This is a genomic window from Amycolatopsis sp. NBC_01488 (genome assembly GCF_036227105.1).
GTDB lineage: Bacteria > Actinomycetota > Actinomycetes > Mycobacteriales > Pseudonocardiaceae > Amycolatopsis.
The window spans coordinates 8,635,332-8,656,811 of record NZ_CP109434.1 but is presented as its reverse complement, the minus strand read 5'-3'; the positions used below and the strand labels follow the sequence as shown (position 1 = coordinate 8,656,811).

Here is a 21,480-nt window from a genome sequence, read left to right as displayed (position 1 = left end):
TCGTGCCCACCATCATCCGGAGTTCGATGATGTCCTCTTCCCGCGTTCAGTTCCTCGCCGGCGCCGCGCTGGCCGCCGTGGTGGTCGCCGGGACCGCGTGTTCCGCCTCCGCCGCACCGGCCGGCACGCAGGCCGTGGCACTCCCGCCCGTCAAAGCCGGCTTCGACTACCAGATCGGCGGTGCCTACGCCCCGGCGAACGACGTCAAGGTCCTCAGCCGCGACCACACCGCCCAGCCCGCCGCCGGGCTCTACAACATCTGCTACGTCAACGCTTTCCAGGCCCAGCCCGGCGCCGAAGGGGAGTGGAACGACCTCCTGCTCCGCGACGCCACCGGCAAGGTGGTCGTCGACGAGGACTGGGGCGAAGCCCTGCTCGACCTGCGCACCGCCGGCAAGCGCCAGCGCGTCGCCGCCAAGGTGAACGCCTGGGTCGACGACTGCGCGGCCAAGGGCTACCAGGCGATCGAACCCGACAACTACGACAGTTTCACGCGCTCCAACGGGCTTCTGTCCGACAGCGACGCCCAGGCCTACATCCGCCTGCTGTCCGCTCACGCCCACGCGAAGGGCCTGGCCATCGCCCAGAAGAACACCTCGGAACTGGCCGGGCAGCGCCAGGCGAACGGCCTCGACTTCGCCATCGCCGAAGAGTGCGGGCAGCAGAAGAACTGCGGGGAGTTCACGCCCGCGTTCGGCGACCACGTGATCGTCATCGAGTACACCGACAGCGGGCTCAGGACCGCGTGCAGCCGGTGGGGCTCGCTCAGCATCGTGCGCCGCGACCGCGACGTCGTCCCGAAGGGCGAAGCCGGCTACGTCCGCAAGACCTGCTGATGGACCGCCGCGGATTCCTGCGCGGCGCGGGCGGGCTGGCTCTCGGCGCGGCCGTGGCCGGCTGCGGCCCGGCGCGGTCCACCGGCGGCCCGGTGACCGTCGAGGTCTGGCACGGCCAGACCGACACCGGCAAGAAGGTCCTCGACGCCCTCGTCACGGACTTCCACCGGACGCACCCCGGCATCCGGATCGACCTGGGCGGCGGCGTCCTCGCCGACGCGATGCTGCAGAAGGTCACCGCGGCGCTCGCGTCGGGGTCGTTCCCGGACATCGCCTACGTCTTCGGCTCGGACCTCGCCGACGTGGCGCGCAGCCCGCAGGTCGTCGACGTCACCGACCTCGTCGACGCCGGTCCCGGCTTCTGGGCGCCGGCCCGCGAGGCGGTCACCGTCAACGGCCGCGTCCGCGCGGTCCCGGCGCTGCTCGACTCCCTGGCCGTGGTGTGCAACAAGGCGCTGTTCGAGCGGGCCGGGCTCCCGCTGCCCGCCGCGGGCTGGACGTGGGCCGACTTCGTCGACACGGCCGGGAAGCTCACCGACGCGGGAAACGGCACCTTCGGCACCGCGTGGCCCGCCACCGGCGACGAGGACACCGTGTGGCGGATCTGGCCGATGGTGTGGGACCTCGGCGGCGACGTCATCGGCGCGGGCGGGCGCGGCATCGGGTTCGCCGGCCAAGGCGTGCGGGCTCTCGAAGTCGTCCGCGACCTCGCCGCGGCGAAGTCCGTCTACCTCGACCCGAAGACCGGCAGCGAGCAGATGTACCAGGCGTTCGAAGCGGGCCACATCGGCATGGTCCCGACCGGCCCGTGGCAGCTGCCCGACATCGCCGACGCCGGGATCGACTACGCGGTCGTGCCGCTGCCCAGCTTCAGCGGCCGTCCGGTGACGATCTCCGGCCCGGACACCTGGACGCTGTTCGACAACGGCGAGGAGCGCGTCCAGGCGGCGCGCACCTTCCTGGCCTGGCTGGCGGACCCGGCCCAGGACGTGCGCTGGGACGACGGCGCGGGCAGCCTCCCGCTGAGCCGCCGGACGCAGCAACTGCCCGCGTGGCAGCAGAAAACCGCCGAGACGCCGGGCCTGCCGGTGTTCGTCGACGCGCTGGACCACGCCCGCGTCCGGCCGGTGCACCCGGCCTACCCCCAGGTGTCGGCGGCCGTCGGCACCGCGATCGTCGCCGTGCTGCTCGGCCGGTCGACGCCGGTCGACGCGCTGCGCGACTGCGCCGCGGCCGCGAACGCCGCCCTGATCATTCCGCGATAGGGAGCCGCCATGCCCGGACTGCCGAGGCCCATCACCGTGCCAAGCCGAGGCCCCGCCTCGGGCCGGGGGCTCCATCACCCGGAACCCCCGAAAAGCTCAGTCACGCCCGGACAACGCAGGCGGCGGCGCGAAACCGCCGCCGCGTGGGCCTACGTCTCACCCGCCGTGCTCGTCATCCTCGGCCTCGGCGTGGTGCCCGTGGCCTGGTCGCTGCTGCTGTCGTTCCAGGCCGACGACCTCGTCACGCCCAGCCGGTTCGTCGGGCTCGACAACTACGCCGCCCTCGCCCAGGACCCGCACTTCGCTCAAGCTATCCGGAACACCGTGCTGTACACGGTGCTCTACGTCCCGCTCAGCATCCTGTTCGGGTTCCTGCTGGCGCAGGCGCTGAACCGGCGCATCCGCCTGGCCGGGGTGTACCGGACGCTCGTGTTCGTCCCGTTCGTGCTCTCGGCGACGGCCCAGGGCGTGCTGTTCTCCTTCATCCTCGACCCGCAGTTCGGCGCGGCCAACTCCCTGCTGCACCACCTCGGCGTGTCCCCGCAGGGCTTCCTGACCGATCCGGCGCAGGCGCTGCTGGTGCTGGTCGGGATCACGCTGTGGAGCGGCACCGGGTTCTGCGTCGTGGTGTACCTGGCCGCGCTGCAGGACGTCCCGCCGTCGCTGATCGAGGCCGCGCGGCTGGACGGCGCCGGCACCTGGCGCGTCCTGCGGCACGTGACGCTGCCGGCGGTCACCCCGGTGACGGCGTTCTTGGTGCTGTGGCAGCTGATCACGTCGCTGCAGGTGTTCGACCTGGTCTACGTGACGACCAAGGGCGGCCCGCTCGGCTCGACGACGGTGATCGTCTACTTCGTCTGGGAGCAGGCGTTCAAGAACTTCACCGCCGGCTACGGCGCGGCGTCGGCCTACGTCCTCGCGCTCGCCCTGCTCGTCGTCGTGCTGGTCCTGCGGGTGCTGCGCCGGCCGGGGAAGGCCCTCCGATGACGACACAGCCGGCCCGGCCCGCCCGGCTCGACGTGCCCGCGACCCGCGCGCTGCCCGTGCTGCGCCGGCCCCGGCTGCCCTTCAGCCCGTGGCACCTGCTGCTCGCGCCGCTGGCCCTGGTGTTCGCGGCGCCGCTGGGGTGGCTGCTGCTCAGCTCGGTGATGAGCAACGCCGAGATCAACCGGTTCCCGCCCGCGCTGTGGCCGTCCCATGTGGACTTCGCCGGGTACCGCTACGTCCTCGAGAACGCGCTCTTCGTGCGCTGGTTCACGAACTCGCTGATCGTCTCGGCGGTGACCGTCGCGTCGAACCTGCTGTTCGGCGTGCTGGGCGGCTACGCCTTCGCGCGGATGCGGTTCGCCGGGTCGCGGGCGCTGCTCGCGCTGATGGTCGCGACGATGGCGATCCCGTTCCAGCTCACCATGATCCCGACGTTCCTGGTGATGAAGAAGCTCGGCCTGATCGACAGCCTGGGCGCGCTCATCGTCCCGTCGCTGGTCACGCCGTTCGCGGTGTTCCTGCTGCGCCAGTTCTTCCTCTCGCTGCCGCGCGAACTCGAAGAGGCGGCGTGGATCGACGGCTGCTCGCGGCTGCGCGTGCTGTGCACGATCGTGCTGCCACTGTCGAGGCCCGCGCTCAGCACGGTGGCCGTGCTGACGTTCCTGAGCACCTGGAACGACCTGACCTGGCCGCTGGTCGCGCTCAACCACGACACGACCTACACGTTGCAGCTGGGCCTCACGACGTTCCAGGGCCAGCACCACACGAACTGGGCCGCGGTGATGGCGGGCAACGTCATCACCGTCATGCCCGTGCTGCTGGCCTTCCTCGGCGCGCAGAAGACGTTCGTCCAGTCCATCACCACCAGCGGACTCAAGGCCTGACATGCACCGGTTCGACCTCCTGGTGGTCGGCGACGCCAACCCCGACGTCATCATCGGTCCATTGCGGACGGACCTCGCGTTCGGCCAGCGGGAGCAGCTCGCGCCCTTCGGCACGCTCGCCCTCGGCGGGTCCGGCGCCATCACCGCCGCCGGCGCCGCCCGGCTCGGCCTGAAGGTGGCCATCGCCGGCCGCGTCGGCGACGACGAGAGCGGCCGGTTCGTCCGCGCCGCGCTCGAGGACCGCGGCGTCGACACGAGCGCGTTGCGGACCGACCCCGACGTGGCGACCCCGCTGACCACCGTGCTGACCCGCGACGGCGACCGCGCGATCGTCACCGCCGCCGGCACGCTCGCCACGACGACCGCGGCCGACGTCCCGCCGGAGCTCCTGGAAACGAGCCGCCACGTCCATTCGTCGTCCTACTTCCTGCTGCCGGCCCTCGCCGCGGGCCTGCCGGGCTTGCTGCGCACCGCCCGGGCGCACGGCGCGACGACGTCCGTCGACACCAACGACGACCCGGCCGGCACGTGGGACGTCGGGGACCTGTTGCGGGAGACGGACTTCCTCCTGCCCAACGCCGCGGAGGCCGTCCGGCTGGCGGGGGTGCCCGACGTGCGTCAGGCCGCCGCGGTGCTGGCCGCGCGCGGCCCCGCCGTCGTGGTCAAGGACGGCGCCGAGGGTGCCTTTTCCTGCCACGGCGGCGAGTTCACCTTCGTCTCCGGAGTCCCGGCGGACGCCGTCGACACCGTCGGCGCCGGCGACAGCTTCAACGCCGGCTTCCTCGCCGGTGTCCTGGCCAGGCTGCCGTTCGCGACGGCCCTGCGCTGCGGTGTCGTCTGCGGCGGATTCTCCGTCCGCGCCCGCGGCGGCACGGCCGGCCAGGCCACGTGGGACGACGTCCTCGTCCACCTCGAACGCATCGGATCGGACCCCGCATGACCCCCAAGATCACCCTCGTCGGCGCGGGCAGCGTCGTGTTCACCCAGGGCCTGCTCGCCGACCTGTTCGCCTACCCGGAACTCGACGGCGTCCACGTCGCACTGCACGACATCGACCCGGAGCGGCTGGCGACGGCGCTGGCCGCGGCCCGGCGGATCGCCGCCGTCCGCGGCGTCAAGCCGGTGCTCACCGCGCACGCCGACCGGCGGGAAGCGTTGGCGGGCGCGGACTTCGTCGTGAACATCGTCCAGATCGGGATGGGAGAGGCGACGCGCACCGACTTCGCGGTCCCGGCCCGCTACGGCCTGCGCCAGACCATCGGCGACACCCTCGGCATCGGCGGGATCTTCCGCGCGCTGCGGACGTTCCCGTTCCTGAAGGCGCTCGGTGCGGACATCGCCGACGTCTGCCCGGAGGCGTGGCTGCTGAACTACACCAACCCGATGGCGATGAACGTCCAGTACCTGAGCGAGGTCACCGGGCTGACGCGGGTCGTCGGGCTCTGCCACTCGGTGTACTGGACCGTGCACGGCCTCGCCGAGCTGGTCGGGGTGCCCTTCGACGAGGTCGTCTACGTCGCGGCGGGCGTCAACCACCAGGCGTGGGTGCTGCGGTTCGAGCACGCGGGCGCCGACCTCTACCCGCGGCTGCGGGAGCTGGCCGCCGCCGACGAGCAGCTGCGCCGGCGAGTCCGGTTCGACATGCTGCGGCGGCTCGGCTACTACCCGACCGAGACCAGCGAGCACTCCGCCGAGTACGTGCCCTGGTACCTCAAGCACGACAGCGAGGTCGAGCGGCTGCGGCTGCCGATCGGCGCCTACCTCGACATCGTCGCGGAGAACGAAGCCGAGTACGAACGGACCCGGCGAGCGGTCGCGGCCGACGAGCCGCTGCCCGTCGAAGGGACGGGGGAGTACGCGCCGCAGATCGTCCACAGTGTCCTCACCGGCACCCCGCGGACGGTCTACGGCAACGTCGTGAACCGCGGCCTGATCGAGAACCTGCCCGCCGGCGGCGTGGTCGAGGTGCCGTGCCTGGTCGACGCCACCGGCGTCCGGCCGACCCGGATCGGTGCGCTGCCGCCGCAGCTCGCCGCGCTCAACCGGACGTACCTGAGCGTCGACGACCTCGTCGTGCGCGCGGCCGTCGAGGACGACCCGCGGCACATCCGGCACGCCGCGATGACCGACCCCGCCACGGCGGCCGCGCTGCCGGTCGAGCGGATCTTCGAGCTGTGCGACGACCTCGTCCGCGCGCACGGCGACCGGCTTCAGCCCGCCCTGCGCGCCGTCCTCGGCCGCTGACCTTCGAGACCGGGAGCACCATGTCGCACACCCTCGACGAGATCACCAGCCAGCCGTCGTGCTGGGCCCGCGCCCTGCGGGAGCTGCCGGACCACGCGCCCGCGCTGCCCGCGCCGGGCGAGCGCGTGGTGGTCATCGGCTGCGGGACGTCGTTGTTCATGGCCCAGAGCTACGCGCGGCTGCGGGAAGACGCGGGCCACGGCGTCACCGACGTCTTCGCGGCGTCGGAGGCGAAACTCGACCGGCCGTACGACCGGGTGCTGGCGATGACCCGCTCCGGCACGACGACCGAGATCCTCGACGCGCTCGCCCGCGTCCGCCCGGGCACCCGCCTCACGACGATCACCGCCGTGGCGGACTCCCCGGCGGGCCGCGCGTCCGGGGACGTCGTCTGCCTGCCCTACGCCGACGAGGTTTCGGTGGTGCAGACCCGTTTTCCGACCACGCAGCTGCTGCTCCTGCGTGCCCACCTGGGGCTGCCGGTGGAGCGAGCCCTCGCCGACGTCACGCGGGCGCTGACCGAGCCGCTCGACGCTTTCGTGACGGCGTCCCAGATCTCGTTCCTCGGCACGGACTGGTCGGTGGGCTTGGCGAACGAAGCGGCGCTGAAGGTCCGCGAGGCGGCGGCCTGGTGGACGGAGTCGTACTCGGCGATGGAGTACCGCCACGGCCCGATCGCGGTGGCGGCCCCGGGAAGGGCGGTGTGGAGCCTGGCCCCGCTCGACGCCGATCTGGTGTCCCGCATCGAAGCCACGGGCGCGCACCTGCGGCAGGGGAGGCTGGACCCGCTGGCCGAGCTGGTCGCGATCCAGCGGCTGGCGGTCGCGCTGGCGGAGCGCGCCGGGCGCGACCCGGACCGGCCGGCCCACCTGACGCGTTCGGTCGTCCTGGCGAGCTGAGCGGAACCTGGTCGAACCGGTGCGAACCTACCCACGGCCGGTTCACCTTGCGTGCCGGGGTGCCCGTCGGAGGTCTTCGTTCCCGGGCGCGCCGTCCAGGCTCCGCCGGGTACCCGTTTCGCGGAAAGACCGGCGGCCGGGTGCGGTCCCGGCTGCCGGTCTTCGGTTTCCTGGATCAGGGGTGGTAGATCTCCTTGACCGTGGTGATCTGGTCGGCACCGTTCACGCTGATCTGCGCGAGGATCGAGTCGCCGTTCTTCAGGTGCCGGAGCAGCTGGTCCTGGCTGCACGGCCCGGTGCCGTAGCCCTGGTCGTCGATGGTGACGGATTCGCCCGGGCACAGGGAAGCCGCGCTGAGCACCGTGCCGCCCTGCTGCAGCGGAAGCCGGTAGGTCTTGCCGTCGAGCGGCACGTAGTGGCTGTTGTCCGGACCGCCCGGCAGGCGGGTGACCAGCTGGAAGCGGACCATCTGCACTGCGGCGTCGTACCCGGTGAACTGCACGGCCTGGGTGGTGTTCGGGAACTTGCGGACCTGCTGGGCGGGCGTCTTGCCGGCGTCGGCCGAGGGCCTGGTCTCCAGCTGCAGGGAGCTGTTGGGCACGCCGCAGACCACCGCACCCTGGCTGCCGCCCGCGGAATCCGCCTGCCGGGCGCAGGTCCACTTCCCCTGGACGTCGAGCACCCGCTCGCCCGGGCCTTCGGCCTGGGGCAGCTTCTGGTAGTACTCGGTGATCACGGTGAAGGCTTCGGTACAGCCTGGCGTGGTGCCGTCGGTGGCGGCCACCGCGATCAGGTCCATCTTCGGCCGCCCGGGTGCGCCGACCTGGCCGCCGTCCCGGCTGCAGTCGACGTCGCCGTTCGACACGGGGGCGGAACCCCCACTCCCGGAGCCGCCGGGGGCGGCCCCCTGACCGCCCCCGTCCGGCACCTGCTCCGCGGCGGCCGCCGTCGCCGCCTCGGTCTTCGCCGGAGAGCCACTGCCCGCGACACTGTTCCCGCTGCACGCGGAAAGCAGTGCCGTCGCGGCGAATGCCCCGGAAACCATGGCCATCTTGATGGTCTTCTTCGCGGCGAATTCCATTTCGGCGCCCCTCTCGCAGCCTTTGCCGAAGCTTTGCCTCCGAAGACGTCCGCACCGGAACCGGGTTGTTCACCGGTGCCGGCAGGCCGCAACGTTGCCCGAAAGTTCGACCCGTCCCATCCCCGAGGGCAGAACTCGGCCGGCTTCGCAACCCTTCGACCTCGACGACGTCACGCGACCTCTGCGCAGGGAGCCACTCTCGGTCAGAACTTTTCCACGGCTGGAATGATCCTTTCGCCGAACAGGTCGAGCCGACCGGGCTCGCTGACGTGGAGCAGGGGGCCGTGGGTCTGGGTGAAGCCGAGTTCGGCGAGCGCGTGCAGGTGCTCGATCGTCTTGGTGACGTTCTCGCCGTTCTTCCCCAGATCGAAGCGGTGGCCGGCCGTCTTCTCGATCTGGTCGTAGTCGCGGCCCTCGTCGGCGCAGTGCCGGCGGAGCACGCCGAGCTTGCGAGCCGCGTCGTCGAGGTCGACGGCGGCGGGGTTGCACGCGTCCGCGTAGCGCGCGACGAGTTTCAGCGTCTTCTTCTCGCCCCCGCCGCCGATCAGGATCGGCGGGTGCGGGCGGGAGAGCACCTGCGGGGAGTTGAGCGTGCGGGCCAGGTGGTAGTGCTTGCCGTCGAACGGGCCCTCGTCGGCACTCCACATCTGCCGGACGATGCGCAGCGTCTCCTCGAGCCGTTCGAACCGCTCGGCAACCGGGGGGAAGGGCAGGCCGAGGCCGGCCGACTCGTCCGCGTTCGCCCCCACGCCGATGCCGAAGATCGCGCGCCCGCCGGACAGCACGTCGAGGGTGGTCACGGCCTTCGCGAGCAGACCGGGCTCGCGATGGCCGACGGCGGTCACCATCGCGAGCAGCTTGACCCGCTCGGTCTTCGCCGCCAGCCAGCCGAGCGTCGTGTACGCCTCGAGCATCTCGTGCTCGGGTGCGCCGAGCGACGGCATCTGCCAGAGGTGGTCCATGACGCTGATCCGGTCGACGCCGGCTTCATCTTCTGTTCCTTGGCTCGTGCGGTGGCGAGGCGTCGATGAAGCCGGCGCCGGGTGCCGGCCACGATCGAGCCGGTGACGGCGACGCCGTCGGCACGGGGGTGTTCGCACGGCTTTCGCCGCCACCGGAGCCGAGACGTCGATGGCCGAGATCGCCCGGAGGTCCGGGGTCGGCTCGGCGACCCTGTACCGCAACTTCGCGACCCGCCACGAACTCCTGGAGGCACTGCTCGCCGACGAGGTCGACGAGGTCTGCGCCGCCGCCGCGACCGTCGAAGGGGACAGCCCGGCAGACCGGCTCACGACGTGGCTGCGCCGGTTCTTCCGGTACGTCACCGCCAAGCGGCCGGTCGTCCTCGGGCTGCTCGAGCACACCGACACCCACGATCCCGTCTTCAAGAGCCGGGGCCGGATGGTCGCGGCCGGGCAGCCGCTGCTCTCCGCCGCCCAGGAGGCACACCAGATCGACGGCGACCTCGACCTCGACCAGATCCTCGATCTCGTGGTGGCCATCGCGAAGATCTCCGGTACCGCCGAATACCGGCAGCCGATCCTCGACGCGGCACTCGCCGGACTGCGCCAGCGCGGCACCTGATGTCCGCGCCGCGCTGACCGCTGCCGGTGCCTGCGGGCTGTCTCGCGAAACTGCAGGAAGGCAGCGCTGACCACCGGAGGCGGGGGACGGATCCCCGAAACGGGGAGCGTTCCCGCCCGCGTGCGCGTCGTCGGCGCCCGAGCCGGTCGTGCTGGGCTGGATGTCTTGCTCGCGGCGGCAGCGGGCCGTGTGGTGTCGCTCGAGTCCGGGGTCAGGCGCCGAGGCGGCTGTAGAGCCGGCTGGCCAGGGACGCGGCCAGCTGGTTCACCGCGGCGTGCGGGTCGAGCTGCGCGAACTGCCCGAGCAGCTCCGCCGCCGCGTAGGCCTCGGCCTCCGACACCAGCGCCACGCACCGCTCCCGCCGTCCCCGCTCCAGCAATCGCCTCAGCGCCTCGACGTACTCCCCGAGGTCGGCGACCTCGGTCAGGCCGTAACGCACCTCGAGCGGATCCTGGACGGCCTCGTCACTCACGGTCGTACCCCTCTTCCTCACCGTCGCTCCGACACGTGGCAGAAAATCTATGTCGGCTGAAGTAGACATTAGATGGCGAGTGTGTGTAGAGTTCTTCTCGTAGCGAGAGAGACAACGTCAAGCAGGCGCGGGAGAGGACGTAACTACCCGCGAGGTGAGACAAGACGGTCAGGCAGTGCGGAGCCGATCACGGAACAAGGTTTCGGCTGGTGACCGGGAGCAGTAACCCAGGGCCGGGTGGTGAAGAAGGTTCGATCAGGTAGTACCGGTCGCTGGGCGCAGTAGTCGCAGGACGCGGGCGGAGTTCGTGCGCCCGTGAAGCCAGGCAGTATCGCTAGGTGAAGATCAGCAGTATCCGTAGTTGTTTGTGTGCAAGTGCAGTGGCAGGACCGGTCAGGTGGCCGGAGCCGATCAGTGAACGGGGCTCCGGGCAGTGACCAGCGGCGTCAGCGTGCTGGGACCGATCAGTGGAAGGGCCCCGGCAGTGACGGCCGTAGCAAGTGAAGTAGCAGTACCGAGTAAGTGGAAAACACAGGAAAGAAGGGAACGGAGCCATCATTGGATCGCCCGCAGCGGCTGGGTAGCGCCGCGCGGGTGCCGCAGTTCCATCGAGTTCGGAGGTGGTGCTCGGTCACGAGTCAGCGATCCCCGCGGAATCCGGCTTTCGGCTGGACGCGGGTGCAGGAAGCCGGCGGCAACGCCGGTTGACAATGGTGAAACCCAACCCTTGAGGACCCCGGGTGCCGTCGACGGCACCCGGGGTCCTTCGTGATGTGGAGGTGGATTTGATTCCTGACCAGGAAGGACCGGACACGCCGAGCCGGGCCGACAAGTTCGACGACGAGCAGTACCCCGCCTACACGATGGGCCGGGCGGCGGACATGCTCGGCACGACCCAAGGTTTCCTGCGCAGCCTCGACGAAGCCGGGCTGATCACGCCGCAGCGTTCCGCCGGCGGCCATCGCCGGTACTCCCGGTACCAGCTGCGCCTGGCCGCCCGGGCGCGGGAACTCGTCGACCAGGGCACCGCCATCGACGCCGCCTGCCGCATCGTCACCCTCGAAGACCAGCTCCACGAAGCCCAGCGCCTCAACACCGAACTGCGCGCCGGCGACTGAACCGCGGTGCCGGCCCGGCCACGAAGGGGTAGTGCGTTTCGCGATCCGGTCTTCCGCCACGCCAAACGCACCGCTTCCGGCCCGTCGGCGCACCGCCGCCGCCACTGTGCGCGGTGGCGAGTTCGCCACGATGCATGGCGGGAACCTCTCCAGGGACGGGATCGTGCCACTCGACGGTCCACAATGGACCGGAGGGCCGCGCCGAGGATGTGTACGACTCATATGAGATCATGGTGCGACCCGCGTCAAGAGGTGCGCCCACCCCTCTTCCTCCATCGACATTTTCACCTGGGCGAACGTATGTAAGTTTCATGCTGGGCTTCGCCGGTGTTGACCAGACGGCCGGGCTGCGAGGTACAGTCACTGCCCGGAGCCTGGTGAGTCATACTCATCGGGTGACTCGTGACCAGGAAACCGCATCGCCTGTCCCGTACCGGCCCGGCTACGAAGTGGTGGCCGAGCAGATCCTGCAGCTGATCGCCGAGCTGGACCTGAAGCCCGGTGACCGGATGCCGACCGAGGTCGAGCTGGCGGCGCGGATGGGAACCAGCCGGACCGTGGTGCGGGAGGCCGTCAAGATCCTCTCGGCGATCGGCCGGGTACGAGCGCACAAGGGGCGTGGGCTGTATGTGTCCGACGACGAGGGCATGCTCGGCGCTTCCCGGTGGGGCGGCTTCTTCCTGCCCGCCGATCTCGACCACGTCTACATGCTCTTCGAGTTCCGTCGGGTCCAGGAGACCGCGGCCGCCCGGCTGGCGGCGGCGAACGCCACCCCGGTCGAGCTGCGTGCGATCGAGGCCGCCGCCGACACCTGCCGGCGCGGTCACCTGACCGGGCAGAGCGCGCTGTTCGACCGCGGCGACGACGACTTCCACCTCGCGATCGCCACCGCGTCCCACAACCAGTTCCTCGTCGCGGCCGTGCGCGAAGCCCGCCGCCTGCAACGCCAGACGAACATCATCGGGATGTCCGGCGCGGTCGGCGGCCACGCGTCGGCCGCTCTCGAAGAACACGCCGCCCTCTACCGGGCGATCCGCGACGGCGACCCGGACGAGGCGGCCCAGGCGGCCGCCGGCCACCTCGACAACACCCTGGAGGACTACCGGCGGGAGATCCAACGGCGTCTCTTCAAACAATGAGCACTGCCGTGCGTACCCGAAGTGGTGCTTCGGGTATGCACGGCCGCGCTCATTCCTTTGTGGACTGTCGTGATCGAGCGGCCGGTCGGATTCGTTGCGGGTGAGTAAGTTTCACCGTCGCATTGACCTTTGCCGCCGATCACTCTTATCTTGGCTCTTGCTCGTTCGGCCGGTAGCTGAACGATTCCGGAGCGCGCATCCCGCACGCTCCTTCCGCTCCTGAAGAGGAGTACCCGTGACGACGCTGTCTCGCACCTGGCACCACTTCCGGACCGACCCGCGCTCGTGCACCGCCGAGAGCTTCGGCGAATCGACGGGCGCCTCGGTGATCGTCGTGGACCGCGCCGGTCATCCTGATCAGCAGTGGGATGTTAGCGCGAACACAACGACCGCCGGCCGGCAGTGGAGCCTGCGATGAGACGGCTGCTCACCTACTCCGGCTGCCGGGCCGTAACCCGGTGGTCTGGGCCGCGTTCGGCGGCGGCCACGACCCCGGCCGCCGCGACGGGTGCACCTGCAGCGGCCGGCAGACCTGGACCTCGGGCGAGGTGTGGAAGTTCTTCACGCAGCTCGATTCGCCGACCCCGCCGTCTGGTGTGCCGGTGCAGGCCGGGGTGAACTACACCCTGGTGGCCGAGCACAGCGGCCTGGCGATGGACGTCTGGGAAGCCTCGATCGCCGACGGCGCGCGGGTTTCCCAGCGGACGGCCACCGGTGGGGCCAACCAGCGGTTCCGGGTCCAACGCGCCTGAGGTGCCCGCTACCCGGCGGTATCCTCGGGCGAGCCCTGCAGAGACAAAGACGTCTTGGGAGAGCGAACGTGTCGTCCGTCGAGGTGCCCCAGTTCCGTCCGACCCTGGCCGACGTCGCGCGGGCGGCGGGGGTGTCGACCGCCACCGCGTCCCGGGTGCTCAACGGCTTTCCGCGGGTCCGGCCGAAAACGCGCAAGCAGGTGGAGTCGGCGATGTCGGCTCTCGGCTACGCCCGGCAGAGAGCCGCGCGGGCGACAGCGGGGCGGACCGGATCGGTCGCGCTGGTCGTGTGCGAGGAGGTGCTGCGGCTGTTCGCCGATCCCTACTTCGCCCGCATCTCCGCCGGCGCCGGGAAGAAGCTGACCGAGGCGGGCCTGCAGCTCGTCCTGCTCACCGTGCCCGCGACCGAGAACTACCAGGCTCCGGTGGTGCGGTACCTCGACGGCGGCCACGTCGACGGCGCCCTCGTCGTCGGCATGCACGGCCGCCGCCCGCTCGACCTGGACTGGCTCGGCATCCCGGTGGTGTTCGGGGGCCGCCCGGTCCGTGAGGGGGACTGCTCGTCCTACGTCGACGTGGACAACCGGGGCGGTGCGCGGCGGGCCACGCAGCGCCTCATCGACGCGGGCCGGCGCACCGTGGCGACCATCGCCGGCCCCCAGGACATGACCGCCGGGGTGGACCGGCTGCTCGGCTACCGGCAGGCGGTGGTGGGCGCCGGCCACGCCGACCGCGGCCTGGTGGTGTTCGGCGACTTCGGCCAGGCCTCGGGCGAGCACGCCACCCACCGGCTGCTGGACCGCAGGCCGCACGTCGACGCCATCTTCGCCGCCTCCGACATGATGGCGGTCGGCGCGCTGCGGGCCCTGCACCGCGCGGGACGGCGGGTGCCCGGCGACGTGGCCGTCATCGGGTTCGACGACCTGCCGATCGGCCGCCGGACGGATCCGCCGCTCACCACCGTCCGCCAGCCGATCGAAGAGATGGGCGCCCGGATGACGGGTGAGCTGCTCGCGATGCTCGGCGGCTCGGCCGCGCCGCGGTGCGCGGTGCTGGACACCAAGCTCATCCTGCGCGCAACGGCCTGAATCGTGTTAGCGCTAACAATCTGGGTGCGAGGAGATCCGCAGTGCGCGATTCGTGGCCACTCGGGTAGGGTGTTCGGCTGTCGCCGGTTGATCAGGCGCGTGGTCTTGGTCACCCGTTTCGCGCTCCAGAGCCAGGCGAAGGGCAGCGTGACACGGCGATGTGCACGCTCACAAGCATTCGCCGCAGCGCGTGAAAGTTACACCTCGTTCGAGCGGCGCACGCTGGGATTTAGCTGCACTTCGCAGGTTCGGCCCTGCCAAAGGCTTGACCGCCGGTATCGCCCGAGCCTAAACAGAGCATGTTAGCGCTAACTCAATCCCGGTGCCGAGGAGGCTTCGAGCCATGCCCGAGTTCAGCCGTCGCACAGCACTGGGTCTGCTCACGGACGCCGAGGGGGCGGCCACCACCCCCGGCACCCGGGCGATCATCCGGGACTGCACGGGCGGCACCAACCGGCAGTGGAACACCGGCACCGACGGCACGATCACCGGTGTCCATTCAGGACTGTGTCGCGGGCCGAACGGGGGCGGCACCGCGAACAGCACACCGGTGACCCTGCAGGCCTGTACCGGCGGCAGCACCCAGAAGTGGGCACGGAGCTAGCAGAACCACCTCATCCGGACAAAGGAGTTCGCGCATGACCCCACGATGGAGAACGTCCCTGAAAACCACGGGAGCCGCACTGGTACTCGCCGCGGGCGCGCTCGCCGGCCCGGTCGCACCGGCGCAAGCCGCCACACAGGGGCCGTGTGACCTCTACGCCGCCGGCGGCACGCCGTGCGTGGCGGCTCACTCCACCACCCGGGCGTTGTACGGTGCCTACAACGGCGCGCTCTACCAAGTCCGGCGAGCCTCCGACAACGCCACCAGGGACATCGGCGTCCTGAGCGCGGGCGGCGTCGCGAACGCCGCGGCCCAGGATTCCTTCTGCAGCGGCACGACCTGCCTGATCACCGTCATCTACGACCAGTCCGGCCGGAACAACCACCTCACCCAGGCCCCGCCGGGCGGCTTCTCCGGTCCGGCCGCGGGCGGGTACGACAACCTGGCCAACGCGGCGGCCGCCCCGATCACCGTCGGCGGGCAGAAGGCCTACGGCGTGTTCGTGGCTCCCGGCACCGGGTACCGGAACAACAACGCCACCGGCACGGCGACCGGTGACCAGCCGGAGGGCATGTACGCGATCTTCGACGGCACGCACTACAACGGCGGCTGCTGCTTCGACTACGGCAACGCCGAGCGCAACAGCCGGGACAACGGCAACGGCACCATGGAAGCCGTCTACTTCGGCAACATCAAGGTCTGGGGCTACGGCACCGGGCCCGGCCCGTGGGTCATGTCCGACCTCGAGAACGGCCTCTACTCCGGCGTCAACGCCGGTTACAACGCCAACGACCCCACCGTCAACCACCGCTACCTGACCGCCGTCCTCAAGGGCGAGGCCAACCACTGGTCCATCCGCGGCGGCGACGCGCAGTCCGGCGGCCTGTCCACCTTCTACAACGGCTCCCGCCCCGCCGTGTCCGGCTACAACCCGATGCGCAAGGAAGGCGCCATCATCCTCGGCACCGGGGGAGACAACAGCATCGGTTCCGCGGGGACGTTCTACGAAGGCGTGATGACGTCCGGCTACCCGTCGGACGCCACCGAGAACGCCGTGCAGGCCAACATCACCGCGGCCGGCTACGGCACCGGCGGTACGGGCACCAGCACCGGCCCGCTGCACGCGGTGGGCGCCGGCAAGTGCCTCGACATCCCCGGCTCCACCACCACCCCCGGCACCCAGCTGCAGATCTACGGCTGCAGCGGCCAGGCGAACCAGACGTGGACCCGCACGTCGTCGAACCAGCTGACGGCCACCGTCGGCGGGCACACGCTCTGCCTGGACGCCTCGGGCAACGGGACCAGCGCCGGGACGAAGGTGGTGACCTGGTCCTGCAACGGCGGGGCCAACCAGCAGTGGACCGTCAACTCGAACGGCACGGTCACCGGTGCCCAGTCGGGCCTGTGCCTGGACGTGACGAGCGCCTCCACGGCCAACGGTGCGCCGGTCGAGCTGTGGACCTGCAACGGCGGCAGCAACCAGCAGTGGGCATTGGGTTAGGCGGTGACCACCAGTCGATCCCGGTCACGGCGCGTCCGGACGGCGGTCGCCGCCGCGACCGCCGGTCTCGCGGCGAGCGCCCTGGTGCCGGTCCCCGGCGCCGCCGGGGCGGCGAGCACGCTCGGGGCCGCGGCGGCGCGGAGCGGCCGGTACGTCGGCGCCGCCGACGGCGGCGACCGGCGGTGACCGGGAAACGGCGGCGTTCCGCCGAGTACCGGGCCGGAGCCGTGGACGCGGACCTCGGTCCGGGCGCCGGCCGGAATGCTCGTCGAGGCGGAAGCCGGTCGCCGAGGCCTCACGCGGCGGCGAGGTGCTTGCCGGGAGCCATCGGCTCGGGTTCCTCGGCGAGCAGGTGCTCGGCGTGGGCGAGGAAGTCGTCGATCGCCCGCAAGCGGGCCGCCGTGCGCCGCTCGACCGCGGCGGCCTGCTCGAGGATCGCGTCGGCACGTCGGCGCGCGGTGGTGACGATGGCGTCGGCTTCGGTGCGGGCGAGTTCGAGCATGCGCCGGACGCGGTCGCCCACCGCCGCCGGATCGGCCGGAGTACCGACGAGACGGTCCAAGCGCACGCGCAGCCGGTCGTTTTCGGTCCGTGCCGCTTCGAGCCGCCGGGCCAGGGTTTCGGCTTCGGCGAGGGCCGCGTCGCGATCGAGGGCGAGCAGCCGCAGTTCGTCCCGGGTTTCGGCGAGGTACTCGTCGACCTGGTCGCGGTCATAGCCGCGCAGGGTGAGCGCGAAGCTGGTCGGCAAGGGGAGGCTCTGGGTGTTCATGCCGTCCTCCGCGAGCGGAGGACGGCATGCAGGTCGTCCAAGCCCCCGGCGGTGCGCAGGGCGGGTGGATCGAGGCGGCCGATGCGGTGGTCGTCCTCCTGCACCGCGGTGAGGAACCGGGTGACCCGCGCCGGCACCGGGGTGACGGTGGTGCCGCCGAGGTACCGCACCACGATCATGTCTTCGGCGGAATGGGTTTCGATGGCGGCGGACCAGCCGTGGACTTCGTCCCAGAGCAGGGCGACGTCGCGGTCCGGGTAACCGGGCAGGCGCTGGTCGAGGGCGATGTAGGCGGAGACCGGGGTGTCGTGGTCGACGGTGCAGGACTCCATGCCGATGCCCAGGGCAGCGGTGACTTCGGCCAGGTAGTCGTGCAGCGTGGTCAGGGCCGGGTGGTTGCCCCGGCCGAGGTGCAGCGGGGTGGTCATGGGTTACGTCTTTCGTGCGCGTGCGCCGGGTGGCCGGACCACTCGGGGCCGGCCACCCGGCGAAAGCGGGTCAGGCCTGGATCTGCTGTCGATCGGTTGTCGCGCCGGTGATTTCGATGCGCCGGGGCTTGGCCCGCTCGGCGATCGGGATGCGCAGGGTGAGCACACCCTGGTCGTAGTCGGCGGCGATCCGGTCGGTGTCGAGGTTGTCGCCGAGGAACAGCTGCCGGGAGAACACGCCCAACGACCGCTCCGACACCTGCATCTGCACCTCGTCGCCGTCGGCCGGCGGCCGCCGTTCGGCTTTCACCGTCAGGACGTTGCGTTCGACGTCCAGTTCGATGGCACCGGGATCGACACCGGGGAGGTCGAAGCAGACCACGAACTCGTCGCCGGCGCGGTAGGCGTCCAGCGGGATGGCGGCGGGCCGGGACCAGGTCCCCTGCGCCGGAGTGCCGAACACCTGCTGAGCGAAGCGATCCAGCTCGCGGAACGGGTCGGTGCGCATCAACATCCGCAGTCACCTCCAGAAGTCGTCACGTCTGGTTGTCAACACGCACCACCGTTCTAACATGTCATCGCATCGATGACAAGTGTGAAGTCGTCGACAGGATGACAATTGAGCGACGATCAGCCCGGCCGACGGGCGGCGGCGACCGCACCCAGCAGCACGACGAGCGCCGCCGCGGCGAGCACGAAGCGGGCCCGGTTCGCGCTCGCGTCGACCGGCTGCCGAGGCGTGGTCAGGCCGGCGAACATCCGCTCGGCTTCGGCCATCGTGGGCCGTGCCGACGGCTGCGGTCGCATCAGCCGCAGCACGGCGTCGACGACGGGGTCGCCGGCGGGCGCTCCGTCGAGTGCCGCGTGCAGGGTGGCGCCGAGGGAGTAGACGTCCGCCGGGAAGCTCGCGGTCGCGCCGGCGGCCACTTCCGGAGCCACGAAGGCGCCCGGTCCCAGTCCGAAGTCGGCGATCTTGGCCGTGCCGTCCGAAGTGACCAGTACGCGGTCCGGGCTGATCCCGCGGTGGGAGATGCCTTGCGCGTGCGCGGCCGCCAGCGCCGAAGCCAGCTGCGCACCGAGTTCGGCGACGCCACCGGGCGCGAGACCTCCTCGCTGCGCGATCACCTCGGTCAAGGTCCGCGCGGCCAGGTACTCCGTGATGACGTACGGCGTGGCGTCCAGTTCGAACACGTCGTGCACGACGACCGCATGGGGATGCCGTAGCGGGATGGCCACCCGCGCGTCGCGGATCGCTTTGGCGCGAGCGCGGTCCGAATGGGCGGCATCGAAGGGGCACGTCGCCGAAAGGTGCCTGACGGTGACGAACCTGTCGTGCAATTCGTCTTTCGCGCGCCACGCGGAACCGGCCGGATCGCCGTCGGCTCGATCGAGCAAGCGGTATCGGCCGGCGAGCTTTTTCCTCGATGCCACCCCGTGTCCCCCTCCGCTGTCGACGGCGTCAACGAGGACTACGGCTGCGCGGGGAGATTGGTTCGGCGAATCGGTGAACAGGTTGAGCCGATCGGTCGAGCGGCGATGACCGGATGGGGATTCGGGCTCCGGTGTGTGAGGCGAACGTGAAGGATTCGGCGGTTCGCTTGTTCTGGCGGGTTGCTCGCGATTGAATCCGTCGAAACGCTCAGGTCCGTGTTGACAGGGCCTCCGGGGAATCGGATGCTCAGCGCCGGGGAAGTCGGCTGGGGCGGTGAAGACCGAAGTCCGCATTCGCGACCGCCGAGGAGTGCCGAAATCGATGTCGACGGAACCGGAGCTCATCGAAGTCGACGTCACGGTCCCGCACCCGCCCTCGGCCGTGTGGACGATCGTGGGACGACCCGAGCTCTACTCGCGGTTCGTCCGCGGGATCACTTGGTGTGAACGGATTTCGAGCACCGTCGGCCGGGGTGCCCGCTACCGGTACCGGGCCGGCGGCGAGGACGAGGTGGAGATCTTCGTCCACCGCAAGGACGAGCACCTGGCCTGGTCCAGCGTGCAGGGCAGGCAGCACCGGATGTCCGTCGTCCTGCGTTCGGTGCCCGGCGGGTGCGCGATCACCGTCCTGCTCACCGTGCTCGACGGCCGGGCGCCGGCGGTGCCGAAGATCCGCCGGCGGATCCTCGAGGCGATCGACGCGATGAGCGACCACCTCGGGGGCGTCCCGGCCGCGTACCCGCTCCCGCCGCGTCCGGCGAAGCGCGAGTTCGCGCGGATCCTGGTCAGGGCCGGTGTCCTCACGCCTGCCCAGCCCACCCGCACTCTGCGGCAGCTGCGGTCGGTGGGCCGGTGGGGCTCCACCCTGGCCGGTGGCTACGAGTCGGTCGCGCGCCGCGCGCCCGAGTCCCTCGCGCTCAGTGACGAGCGGTCCGACCGGACCTTCGGTGCGGTCGACGAGCGCACCACCCGGCTGGCCGTGGCGCTGAAACGGTACGAGATCACGCAGGGCTCGCGGGTCCTCCTGATGTGCCGCAACCACGGCGCGATGGTCGAATCGATGATCGCCTGCAGCAAGCTGGGCGCGGACGTGGCGCTGATGAACACCGGGCTGGCACTGGGGCAGGTCGCCGAGTTCGCCTGGCGCCAGCGCTCGCAGCTGGTGCTGGCCGACGCCGAGTTCGCGGCCCTGCGCGGTCACCTGCCGACCGAGGTTCCGCTGATCTGGACCTGGCCACCCGACGGCGGGTGGCGCGGCCCGACCATCGAAGACCTGATCGAGGCGCAGCCGCTCACCAAGATCGCGCCACCGCGCAAGCCCGGACGTCTCGTCGTGCTCACCTCGGGCACGTCCGGTCCGCCGAAGGGCGCGCGCCGCCCGACCCCGCACAGCGCGGCCGACGCCGCCGCGGTCCTCTCGGCGATACCGCTGCGAGCGGGGGAGCCGATCTTCGTGGCCGCGCCGTTGTTCCACACCTGGGGCCTGGCCGCGCTCCAGCTCGGCATGGCGCTGCGGGCCGGCCTGGTGCTGCCCAGGCGGTTCGACGCGGAAGCGACGTTGTCGATGATCCAGCGGCAGCGCTGCGCGGCGCTGTTCGCGGTGCCGACGATGCTGCGACGGCTGCTCGACCTGCCGGAATCGACCAGGAACCGCTACGACCTGTCCTCGCTGCGGGTGGTCGCCAGCTCCGGCGCGGGGTTGCCGGGCCGGCTGGGCGAGGAGTTCATGGACAGCTTCGGCGACATCCTCTACAACCTCTACGGCTCGACGGAGGTGTCGTGGGCGGCGATCGCCGGACCGCGCGACCTGCGGGCGGCCCGCAGCACCGCGGGCCGGCCCCCGATCGGCACGGCGATCCGGATCCTCGACCGCGCGGGTGAACCGGTGCCACCCGGCGCGGCCGGCCGGCTCTACGTGGGCAACCGGCTGCTGTTCGACGGGTACACCGACGGCGCGGAGCTCGATGTCCGCGACGGGCTGATGGACACCGGCGACCGCGGGTACGTCGACGCCAACGGCCTGGTGTTCGTCGAGGGGCGCGAAGACGACATGATCGTGTCCGGCGGCGAGAACATCGCACCGGTGTCGGTGGAGGAAGTCCTGCTCACGCTCCCCGAAGTGCGTGAGGTGGCCGTGGTCGGCGTCCGCGACGCCAGGTACGGCCAGCGAGTGGCCGCGTATCTCGTGCTCGCCGCCGGCGCGCACCTGGACGTCGATACGGTTCGCGCCCACGTGCGTCAGCGTCTCGCCCGCTTCGCGGTGCCCCGGGACGTCGTGTTCGTCGACGAATTGCCGCGCAATGCGACCGGGAAGGTCGTCAAGGAGGAGCTGCGCCGCACGTACCGCTGGTGACGCGTCTTGTTCGTTATCGTTTCGACACAACCGAATTCCTGATTC

The 21,480-nt window shown here is 71.1% G+C and carries 24 protein-coding genes and 1 pseudogene; 18 read left to right on the top strand and 7 right to left on the bottom strand.

The features are described from left to right. The first annotated feature begins 2 nt into the window (after positions 1 to 2). From OG738_RS40660 to OG738_RS40630, 7 genes are all read left to right on the top strand, one after another. Positions 3 to 836, top strand: a complete 834-nt coding sequence (locus OG738_RS40660; protein WP_329049089.1) for an endo alpha-1,4 polygalactosaminidase — start codon at positions 3 to 5, stop codon at positions 834 to 836. After that, the gene (locus OG738_RS40655; protein ID WP_329049088.1) at positions 836 to 2,101 is read left to right on the top strand and encodes an ABC transporter substrate-binding protein; all 1,266 of its coding nucleotides are present in this window, start codon (positions 836 to 838) and stop codon (positions 2,099 to 2,101) included. Before OG738_RS40660 ends, OG738_RS40655 begins: the two co-directional genes overlap by 1 nt. A 165-nt stretch (positions 2,102 to 2,266) precedes the next feature. Further along, a complete protein-coding gene (locus tag OG738_RS40650) occupies positions 2,267 to 3,088 on the top strand; it encodes a carbohydrate ABC transporter permease (RefSeq protein ID WP_329049087.1) in 822 nt (273 codons plus the stop codon). After that, positions 3,085 to 3,972 carry a carbohydrate ABC transporter permease gene (locus OG738_RS40645; protein ID WP_329049086.1) on the top strand — a complete coding sequence of 296 codons (888 nt, stop codon included), beginning with the start codon at positions 3,085 to 3,087 and terminating at the stop codon, positions 3,970 to 3,972. The genes OG738_RS40650 and OG738_RS40645 overlap by 4 nt, the downstream gene beginning before the upstream one ends. Before the next feature lies 1 nt (position 3,973). Further along, complete coding sequence (locus tag OG738_RS40640) at positions 3,974 to 4,912, top strand: carbohydrate kinase family protein (protein ID WP_329049084.1); 939 nt, start codon at positions 3,974 to 3,976, stop codon at positions 4,910 to 4,912. After that, positions 4,909 to 6,216: an alpha-glucosidase/alpha-galactosidase gene (locus OG738_RS40635; RefSeq protein WP_329049082.1), complete on the top strand. Its 1,308-nt coding sequence runs from the start codon at positions 4,909 to 4,911 to the stop codon at positions 6,214 to 6,216. Before OG738_RS40640 ends, OG738_RS40635 begins: the two co-directional genes overlap by 4 nt. A gap of 20 nt (positions 6,217 to 6,236) precedes the next feature. Then, a complete protein-coding gene (locus OG738_RS40630; protein WP_329049080.1) occupies positions 6,237 to 7,115 on the top strand; it encodes an SIS domain-containing protein in 879 nt (292 codons plus the stop codon). 175 nt (positions 7,116 to 7,290) lie between these two features. Here OG738_RS40630 and OG738_RS40625 read toward each other — a convergent pair whose 3' ends face one another. Both OG738_RS40625 and OG738_RS40620 read right to left on the bottom strand, forming a co-directional pair. Then, a complete protein-coding gene (locus tag OG738_RS40625; protein ID WP_329049079.1) occupies positions 7,291 to 8,196 on the bottom strand; it encodes a hypothetical protein in 906 nt (301 codons plus the stop codon). 203 nt (positions 8,197 to 8,399) lie between these two features. Further along, complete coding sequence (locus tag OG738_RS40620) at positions 8,400 to 9,296, bottom strand: LLM class F420-dependent oxidoreductase (RefSeq protein WP_329049078.1); 897 nt, start codon at positions 9,294 to 9,296, stop codon at positions 8,400 to 8,402. 16 nt (positions 9,297 to 9,312) lie between these two features. Here OG738_RS40620 and OG738_RS40615 point away from each other — a divergent pair. Both OG738_RS40615 and OG738_RS40610 read left to right on the top strand, forming a co-directional pair. Beyond that, positions 9,313 to 9,402 (top strand): annotated as a pseudogene (locus tag OG738_RS40615) (TetR family transcriptional regulator); the annotation flags it as partial. After that, positions 9,403 to 9,780, top strand: a complete 378-nt coding sequence (locus OG738_RS40610; RefSeq protein WP_329056989.1) for an SbtR family transcriptional regulator — start codon at positions 9,403 to 9,405, stop codon at positions 9,778 to 9,780. 211 nt (positions 9,781 to 9,991) lie between these two features. Here OG738_RS40610 and OG738_RS40605 read toward each other — a convergent pair whose 3' ends face one another. Continuing rightward, complete coding sequence (locus tag OG738_RS40605; RefSeq protein WP_329049077.1) at positions 9,992 to 10,252, bottom strand: hypothetical protein; 261 nt, start codon at positions 10,250 to 10,252, stop codon at positions 9,992 to 9,994. Positions 10,253 to 11,037: 785 nt separating this feature from the next. Between OG738_RS40605 and OG738_RS40600 the strand changes: the two genes are divergently transcribed. From OG738_RS40600 to OG738_RS40565, 8 genes are all read left to right on the top strand, one after another. Next, positions 11,038 to 11,370 (top strand): MerR family transcriptional regulator, encoded by a 333-nt coding sequence (locus tag OG738_RS40600; RefSeq protein WP_329056987.1) that lies wholly within the window; start codon positions 11,038 to 11,040, stop codon positions 11,368 to 11,370. A 395-nt stretch (positions 11,371 to 11,765) separates the two neighbouring features. Then, the gene (locus tag OG738_RS40595; RefSeq protein WP_329049076.1) at positions 11,766 to 12,509 is read left to right on the top strand and encodes a FadR/GntR family transcriptional regulator; all 744 of its coding nucleotides are present in this window, start codon (positions 11,766 to 11,768) and stop codon (positions 12,507 to 12,509) included. A 235-nt stretch (positions 12,510 to 12,744) separates the two neighbouring features. Continuing rightward, complete coding sequence (locus OG738_RS40590) at positions 12,745 to 12,927, top strand: hypothetical protein (RefSeq protein WP_329049074.1); 183 nt, start codon at positions 12,745 to 12,747, stop codon at positions 12,925 to 12,927. A gap of 40 nt (positions 12,928 to 12,967) precedes the next feature. After that, positions 12,968 to 13,261: an RICIN domain-containing protein gene (locus tag OG738_RS40585; protein ID WP_329049073.1), complete on the top strand. Its 294-nt coding sequence runs from the start codon at positions 12,968 to 12,970 to the stop codon at positions 13,259 to 13,261. Between the two features lie 68 nt (positions 13,262 to 13,329). After that, entirely contained in the window at positions 13,330 to 14,349 is a 1,020-nt protein-coding gene (locus OG738_RS40580) for a LacI family DNA-binding transcriptional regulator (RefSeq protein WP_329049071.1), read from the top strand. Between the two features lie 343 nt (positions 14,350 to 14,692). Next, positions 14,693 to 14,953, top strand: a complete 261-nt coding sequence (locus OG738_RS40575) for an RICIN domain-containing protein (protein ID WP_329049070.1) — start codon at positions 14,693 to 14,695, stop codon at positions 14,951 to 14,953. A 34-nt stretch (positions 14,954 to 14,987) separates the two neighbouring features. After that, on the top strand, positions 14,988 to 16,454 hold the full coding sequence (locus tag OG738_RS40570; protein WP_329049069.1) for an arabinofuranosidase catalytic domain-containing protein: 1,467 nt from the start codon (positions 14,988 to 14,990) through the stop codon (positions 16,452 to 16,454). 3 nt (positions 16,455 to 16,457) lie between these two features. Next, positions 16,458 to 16,640, top strand: coding sequence for a hypothetical protein (locus OG738_RS40565; protein WP_329049067.1), 183 nt, complete (start codon positions 16,458 to 16,460; stop codon positions 16,638 to 16,640). 109 nt (positions 16,641 to 16,749) lie between these two features. On the opposite strand, the gene OG738_RS40560 is transcribed toward OG738_RS40565, so the two are convergent. The 4 genes from OG738_RS40560 to OG738_RS40545 all read right to left on the bottom strand — a co-directional run bounded on the left by OG738_RS40560 (position 16,750) and on the right by OG738_RS40545 (position 19,376). Further along, complete coding sequence (locus OG738_RS40560; protein WP_329049065.1) at positions 16,750 to 17,223, bottom strand: DivIVA domain-containing protein; 474 nt, start codon at positions 17,221 to 17,223, stop codon at positions 16,750 to 16,752. Next, positions 17,220 to 17,651: a DUF6292 family protein gene (locus OG738_RS40555; RefSeq protein ID WP_329049063.1), complete on the bottom strand. Its 432-nt coding sequence runs from the start codon at positions 17,649 to 17,651 to the stop codon at positions 17,220 to 17,222. The genes OG738_RS40560 and OG738_RS40555 overlap by 4 nt, the downstream gene beginning before the upstream one ends. Positions 17,652 to 17,721: 70 nt before the next feature. Further along, the gene (locus OG738_RS40550; protein ID WP_329049062.1) at positions 17,722 to 18,165 is read right to left on the bottom strand and encodes an Hsp20/alpha crystallin family protein; all 444 of its coding nucleotides are present in this window, start codon (positions 18,163 to 18,165) and stop codon (positions 17,722 to 17,724) included. Positions 18,166 to 18,281: 116 nt separating this feature from the next. After that, positions 18,282 to 19,376 carry a protein kinase domain-containing protein gene (locus OG738_RS40545; protein WP_329056985.1) on the bottom strand — a complete coding sequence of 365 codons (1,095 nt, stop codon included), beginning with the start codon at positions 19,374 to 19,376 and terminating at the stop codon, positions 18,282 to 18,284. A gap of 28 nt (positions 19,377 to 19,404) precedes the next feature. Between OG738_RS40545 and OG738_RS40540 the strand changes: the two genes are divergently transcribed. Next, positions 19,405 to 21,435 (top strand): AMP-binding protein, encoded by a 2,031-nt coding sequence (locus tag OG738_RS40540; protein WP_329049061.1) that lies wholly within the window; start codon positions 19,405 to 19,407, stop codon positions 21,433 to 21,435. The last annotated feature ends 45 nt before the right edge of the window (positions 21,436 to 21,480 follow it).